The sequence below is a fragment of the Plectonema cf. radiosum LEGE 06105 genome (assembly GCF_015207665.1).
GTDB classification, from domain to species: Bacteria; Cyanobacteriota; Cyanobacteriia; order Cyanobacteriales; family Nostocaceae; genus Rivularia; species Rivularia radiosa_A.
On record NZ_JADEWL010000033.1, the window covers coordinates 45,592 to 51,823 of the forward strand.

The window sequence follows — 6,232 nt, forward strand, 5'->3', positions numbered from 1 at the left end:
GATCGGGTTTGGGGGGTTGGAAACATAATGCATCTATTTAACCAGGATTGCGGTGGTGAGCGTATTACCCGAAAAGACGTGTTAAAACGCATCTTTACAAATCATAGGAGTAGGAACCCGAATTGAGGAGTCAAACATTTATTTTAGATAAAGATAATTTATGTCCTCATGACTCGCAATATATATTGGTAAACGAATTTTAACGCCATCATCTCCATGCTTAGATTAAGTGTATTAAATTTTTAACTGTGTTCATTTTTTTGATTAAATCAGTATTTCTGAGGATAAGCCAAAATCACAAACACTACACCATTAGTTGTAAAATTGATGACCAATATCGATTAACAACAATAATCAGGAGTTGCCGAGCATATATGAAGGCAATAACAAGTAAAAATAGTAAAATCGGTTGAACCTATAGAGTTCTTTTTTTTTAGTAAACATTTAAGTTTACAACTCTTGAATTAGTTGTCCATCGTGAAATATTAGCGATCGCCAACTAAAGAAAGTTAGCGTTCTCCAACCTGCATCGCTGTTGAAGAGCCAGAGTACAGAAAAAACATTGCCGTAACTTTTTGTTTTAGGCAGTGTTTATCTAGAGTTGACGCGAGCGGGTAAATAACACCCCTAAAAGTCGTTTATCTGAATGCACGTAAATCCAATGACACTTGATAATAACCAAGGGCTTACCTATAAAAACTCGCAGTCTCCCGGACAGCAAGGAATCTCCCTAGCAGGAATCAGTACCAATAACCCTTTTGGTCATTCTGGGCTGAGTTTAGGACAAAACAGCAATAACAACCATGCTCCCGAAGAAAATCCGATTGGGGATATCGTTCCCGGTAGGGTTGCCAATATCAAAGTAATTGGTGTTGGTGGTGGTGGTGGAAATGCTGTCAACCGGATGATTGCTTCTGATTTGAGTGGAGTAGAATTTTGGTCGATTAACACCGATGCTCAAGCTTTAACCATGGCTGCGGCTCCTTGTCGTCTGCAAATTGGACAAAAGCTAACGCGGGGTTTGGGTGCGGGTGGTAATCCTGCAATCGGTCAAAAAGCAGCAGAGGAATCGAGAGATGAAATTGCAGCGGCTTTAGAAGGAGCCGATTTAGTATTTATCACCGCTGGGATGGGGGGTGGTACTGGTACTGGTGCAGCTTCGGTTGTGGCTGAAGTCGCCAAGGAAATCGGTGCTTTGACTGTTGGTGTAGTTACCCGTCCGTTTGTGTTTGAAGGTCGCCGTCGTACTAGTCAAGCCGAGCAAGGTGTTGAGGCTTTGAAAAGTCGGGTTGATACCTTGATTATCATCCCCAACAATAAACTTTTGGAAGTGATCCCAGAGCAAACACCCGTCCAGGAAGCTTTCCGTTACGCGGATGACGTATTGCGTCAAGGTGTACAAGGTATATCCGATATCATCACTATTCCCGGTTTGGTAAACGTTGACTTTGCCGACGTGCGAGCAGTGATGGCAGATGCGGGTTCAGCTTTGATGGGAATCGGTATTGGTTCGGGTAAATCACGCTCTCGAGAAGCGGCGATCGCGGCAATTTCTTCACCTTTGCTGGAATGTTCGATTGAAGGTGCTAGAGGTGTGGTATTTAATATCACTGGCGGTAGCGACCTGACTTTACATGAAGTGAATGCAGCTGCTGAAGCAATTTATGAAGTGGTAGACCCCAATGCCAATATTATTTTTGGAGCGGTGATTGATGACAGACTCGAAGGAGAAGTCAGAATTACCGTAATTGCGACCGGGTTTACAGGTGAAGTCCAATCCCAGCAACAGCAAAGCGTTACCCCGAATAGTCGAGTAGCTCCACCTCCAGGACAGCAGCGACGGACAATGCCCCAACCATCATCAACAAGTGCTAGTTCTAATTCTCAAAAGCCAGTTGAACCCAAACAAAAACCTGGATTGGAAATTCCTCCGTTTCTTCAAAAACGACGTAATCCGAATAACTAACTCAATGTGCCAGCTAATATCTCAAAGCAGCCGATATTAAATGGGTTGGCATCTTGTGCATCCGGGTAGATTAATGTTTGACTTAGTTTTGAACGGGAAAACGGGGGTGCAGGGGTCTCGATTAAATTCATTCATTGCCTCCCACAATCTCGCAAAAACTGATCGCGTTATTGGGAAAATTTTTAGTTTTATTGCCTGTCGCAACAGCGACATTAACAATTGGCGATACTTTGTGTAATGCCTAATTTTTTGGTAATAATCTTTGGGTATTTCATCTGTACTAACAGTTTTTATTTGGTGCATTATTTTACTTTTATTTCAAACTTGTAAGTTCCCCATTAATTGACAAAGGCTGATTTTTCATGAGTTTAATAACTACAAAGATTGCTTAAATACGGATTTAATTATTACTTGTGGTTTTTAGTAGCCCGCTCTACCCATTGAATAACTTTTTGACCCAGGTTTGTATTGCTAAACCGATCAATTTCGCGAATACCTGTAGGACTGGTAACGTTAACTTCGGTCAAATAACCGCCGATTACATCGATACCGACAAATATTAAGCCATCTTTTTGTAGAGTTTTGGCTAATTGAGTACAAATTTCCCGTTCTCTGGAAGTAATTTCGGTTTGAGCAACCGTACCACCGGCTGCCATATTATTGCGAAATTCTCCAGGAGCGGAAAGACGATTTAGCGCTCCTACTGGTTCGCCATCAAGTAAGATAATCCTTTTATCTCCAAGTTTGGCTTCTGGTAAAAAGGTTTGTAACATAACTGGTACTCGTCCTTGTAGTGTACTCAGTTCCACTATGGAATTAAAATTGCGATCGCTTTTGTCTAAGAATAAAATTCCTTCTCCTGCTTTGTTCCCCAGGGGTTTGAGAACTGCTGCTCCTTTGTCTTCAACAAACTTGCGAATTAGATGTTTATCAGCACTGACAATTGTTTCGGGAATGGCTTCGGTAAACTGGAGAGCATACATTTTTTCGTTAGCATCTCGGATACCTTTGGGACTGTTAACAACTAAGGTTTTGCTTTGGTCGATATAGTCGAGAATGTAAGTAGCATAAAGATAAGCAACATTTACTGGTGGATCTGTCCGCATGAAAACAGCATCCATTGTGTTCAAACAGATATTAGTTTTATCGCTTAATTTGTACCAGGGATTTGGGGCTTTATAGCCTTGCTCTTGCAATTCAACGGGGATAATTTCGACTCTTTGCAGATCAGCCCAAGCAGCACTATCTACAACGCTCAACTCCCAAGCTTGGGTTATCCACACTTCATGTCCCAAAACACACGCTGCTTCCATGATGGCAACGCTCGTATCATGACAGGGGTCTAAATTTTGGATAGGATCGATAATAAAAGCCAGTTTCACGGGATTGCCTCAATTTACCGTTAATTCATATTGCGGTGATTCCTTTAAAATTATCCTCCTTTTGTGTAATAAGGTTAAAGGTTTAAGGTCAAAGGTTAAAGGTCAAAGGTCAAAGGTTAAAGGTTAAAGGTCAAAAACTCTTCACTCTTTACTCTCAATCCAAAATCCAAAATCTAAAATCCAAAATTCAAAAACCCACCCGTGCATCCGGGTGGGAATCAGTTTCAAGCAATCTCTAAGTATCAGCTTTTTATATTGTTAAGCCAATAGCTCGTCCAATTTGCCTTGAGACTCTAGAGCATAAATATCGTCGCAACCACCAATATGCACATCATTAATAAAAATTTGGGGTACGGAACGTCTTCCATCTCCTCTATGAGCCATCTTTTCCCGTGCTTCTTCGTCTCCATCAACGCTGTATTCGATAAAGTCAATCTCCTTTCTTTTTAGCAAGCTTTTAGCGCGTATACAAAACGGGCAAGTACTCCAAGTGTAAATTTCTACTTTGGCAGCCATAACGTCCTCATATTGATTCAGCAATTCTTAATTCTAGAACGTTATAAATAGCTGTTAATGGGTTAAAAGTAAAACAAGATACTTTTGATACATATCAAAATTGTTTTTTTATTTTCAAAAAGTCTAAAAAAGCACTTTTAACTATTTTTTTAAGTGTTAATTAAGAGTGTTTTTATACGGAAGTAAGTGCGAATGAGTCTACTATCAGGAGCAACAGCAGACTCAATTGCGTTGGTTTTAATCCAGGTGCGTAACAAATTTATCATATTGAGTTTAAATACAGTACACCTCAGTATTTACACTGCTTTGTTGAGCATTGAAAATAAAAATACCTAGTGTTTTCCGCATAAATAAAATTGGAGTATGGGATGAAATAAAATTTATGTAGTTGTATATACTTAACTAAAACCGCCATATAAAATTACTCCTGAAGAAAAATTCTCCAGGAGTGTAAATTTATTTAAGTTTTATCTTCTAAGTGTTTATCCGGTCGCGTTAGCGTATCGAATTAGCTGCCCCAAACGTTCTCTTAAAGTTTCTAAGCCAAGCCGCTGATATGCGGAAATAAACACTGCCATTGGGTATTCTTCCCTAGCTAAGGCTAAGGTTTCGCTGTTAGCTTGGTCAATTTTGTTGAAAACTACCAGGGCTGGACCTGGTGTTATCGGCATTTGCGCTAGGATGTCCCTGACTGAGCGAATGTGACTTAGCCAAGCCGGATGAGATAAATCGACCAAATGTACTAAGGCATCTGCTTCAGTTACTTCTTCTAAAGTAGCGCGAAAGGCATCCATTAACGCCCCCGGTAATTTATGTATAAACCCTACCGTATCCGTAACTAGAATTTCTTGGGTTTCTTCAGTTTCACCGTGAGGAATTACCAAGCGGCGCGTTGTCGGGTCAAGAGTCGCAAACAACTGGTCTGCGGTGTAAACAGAGGCATTAGTTAAAGCGTTGATCAAAGTAGATTTACCGGCATTGGTGTAGCCGACTATTGCAATTGTGGGTACTTCTTGATGTTGTCGTCGTTGTCTTAACCGTTCTCGATGTGCTTGTAATTGGTTTACTTCTTTTTGCAAGCGAGTAATTCGCCGACTAATCGCACGACGTTCGGTTTCCAGTTTGGTTTCACCGGGACCTCTTGTACCGATACCACCCCCAAGTCGCGACATTGCCTGACCTCTGCCAGTTAGTCGCGGTAACATATACTCTAACTGCGCCAATTCTACTTGCAGCTTACCAGCACCGGAACGAGCGCGCTGAGCAAAGATGTCTAGAATTAGTTCGGTACGATCAACTACTCTAACTCCGATTTGAAGTTCTAGATTTCTTACTTGTGCTGGTGATAAATCCCGGTCAAAAACTACAAGATTCCCACCCAAAGTTTGGACACTCAAAGCAATTTCTTGTACTTTACCTTCACCGACTACCGTTTGAGGATGAATTCGCGATCGCTTTTGTTGCATCGTCAGCAATACCTGCCCCCCAGCGGTATCCACCAACCGACTTATTTCTGCCAAAGTATCGTGGAATTGTTGATGAGATGTTTTATCTTGAGTTAAAACCCCAACAATTACTACGCGATCGCGATCGCTATCTACTTCTTTGGCAACAAATTCCCGTTGGAATTCTTCTTCAAGCCCTTCAACCAAATCGAGAAAGTCTTGTTTGCTCAATGCATCCAGACTCATCGGCGGTGAAACCCTCCAGCTAGGAGAAGTATAATCGCTGGTTGCTAATTGAGAAGTAGAATTATTAATTAGAGCGCGAGCATCTTGGGATGCTAAGTGTGCCAAATAAGCTTCCTTAACATATCCAGTAGCACCACCGCCCCGGCGTTGAAATCCCGTTCCTGTAATATTAAGTACAATTAAAGCATCTAATCTTTGTAATGCCATAGCCGTTAAAGCCTCATCATTCGGCTGTTCTGGCTTTAGATGAGTTGCAATACAACGAATACCGCTAAGTCGTTCCGCACCATAACGCGGCAGTTCTGTGGGCGGAATTTGGGTCTTACCCGGAGTGCCTACCCCAACCCGAATCACTTGTCCACGACGGTTGAGATAGGCACATACTGGCTGATTTATTTCACTACTAATTGCCGCCAGTCTTTGAGCGAATTCCGGAGTTGTCAAGCTATCACCCGGTATGCGCTGGTGGTACAGCCGCTGCAATTGCTTTTGTTGGCTGTGTTTCAGACCCTGGAGATTACCATAAATAGTCTCTATAGGCATCAATGACCAGTAAACTAGTCCCCCATATACATCTATATTTATTTTACACTAGGCTTTTTCAAGCAAACTCTTTCTTTTAGTAGATGTGTTGTTAAGGTTAAAGGTTAAAGGTTAAAGGTTAAAGGTTATAATTC

The 6,232-nt window shown here is 41.4% G+C and carries 4 protein-coding genes; 1 reads left to right on the top strand and 3 read right to left on the bottom strand.

What is annotated here, in order from left to right:
* Positions 1 to 661: 661 nt before the first annotated feature.
* Positions 662 to 1,966: a cell division protein FtsZ gene (ftsZ, locus tag IQ247_RS12530; RefSeq protein WP_193920407.1), complete on the top strand. Its 1,305-nt coding sequence runs from the start codon at positions 662 to 664 to the stop codon at positions 1,964 to 1,966.
* A 407-nt stretch (positions 1,967 to 2,373) separates the two neighbouring features.
* Here ftsZ and gshB read toward each other — a convergent pair whose 3' ends face one another.
* The 3 genes from gshB to hflX form a co-directional block, all read right to left on the bottom strand.
* Positions 2,374 to 3,348 carry a glutathione synthase gene (gene gshB, locus IQ247_RS12535; protein WP_193920409.1) on the bottom strand — a complete coding sequence of 325 codons (975 nt, stop codon included), beginning with the start codon at positions 3,346 to 3,348 and terminating at the stop codon, positions 2,374 to 2,376.
* A gap of 258 nt (positions 3,349 to 3,606) precedes the next feature.
* On the bottom strand, positions 3,607 to 3,864 hold the full coding sequence (gene grxC / locus IQ247_RS12540) for a glutaredoxin 3 (protein ID WP_193920411.1): 258 nt from the start codon (positions 3,862 to 3,864) through the stop codon (positions 3,607 to 3,609).
* Positions 3,865 to 4,346: 482 nt separating this feature from the next.
* Positions 4,347 to 6,098, bottom strand: a complete 1,752-nt coding sequence (hflX, locus tag IQ247_RS12545) for a GTPase HflX (protein WP_193920413.1) — start codon at positions 6,096 to 6,098, stop codon at positions 4,347 to 4,349.
* Positions 6,099 to 6,232: the final 134 nt, after the last annotated feature.

What these genes read in the sequence shown, in the direction of transcription:
- ftsZ (WP_193920407.1), top strand. Translation starts at nt 662, where the DNA reads ATGACACTTGATAATAACCAAGGGCTTACCTATAAAAACTCGCAGTCT.
- grxC (WP_193920411.1), bottom strand. Translation starts at nt 3,864, where the DNA reads ATGGCTGCCAAAGTAGAAATTTACACTTGGAGTACTTGCCCGTTTTGT.
- hflX (WP_193920413.1), bottom strand. Translation starts at nt 6,098, where the DNA reads ATGCCTATAGAGACTATTTATGGTAATCTCCAGGGTCTGAAACACAGC.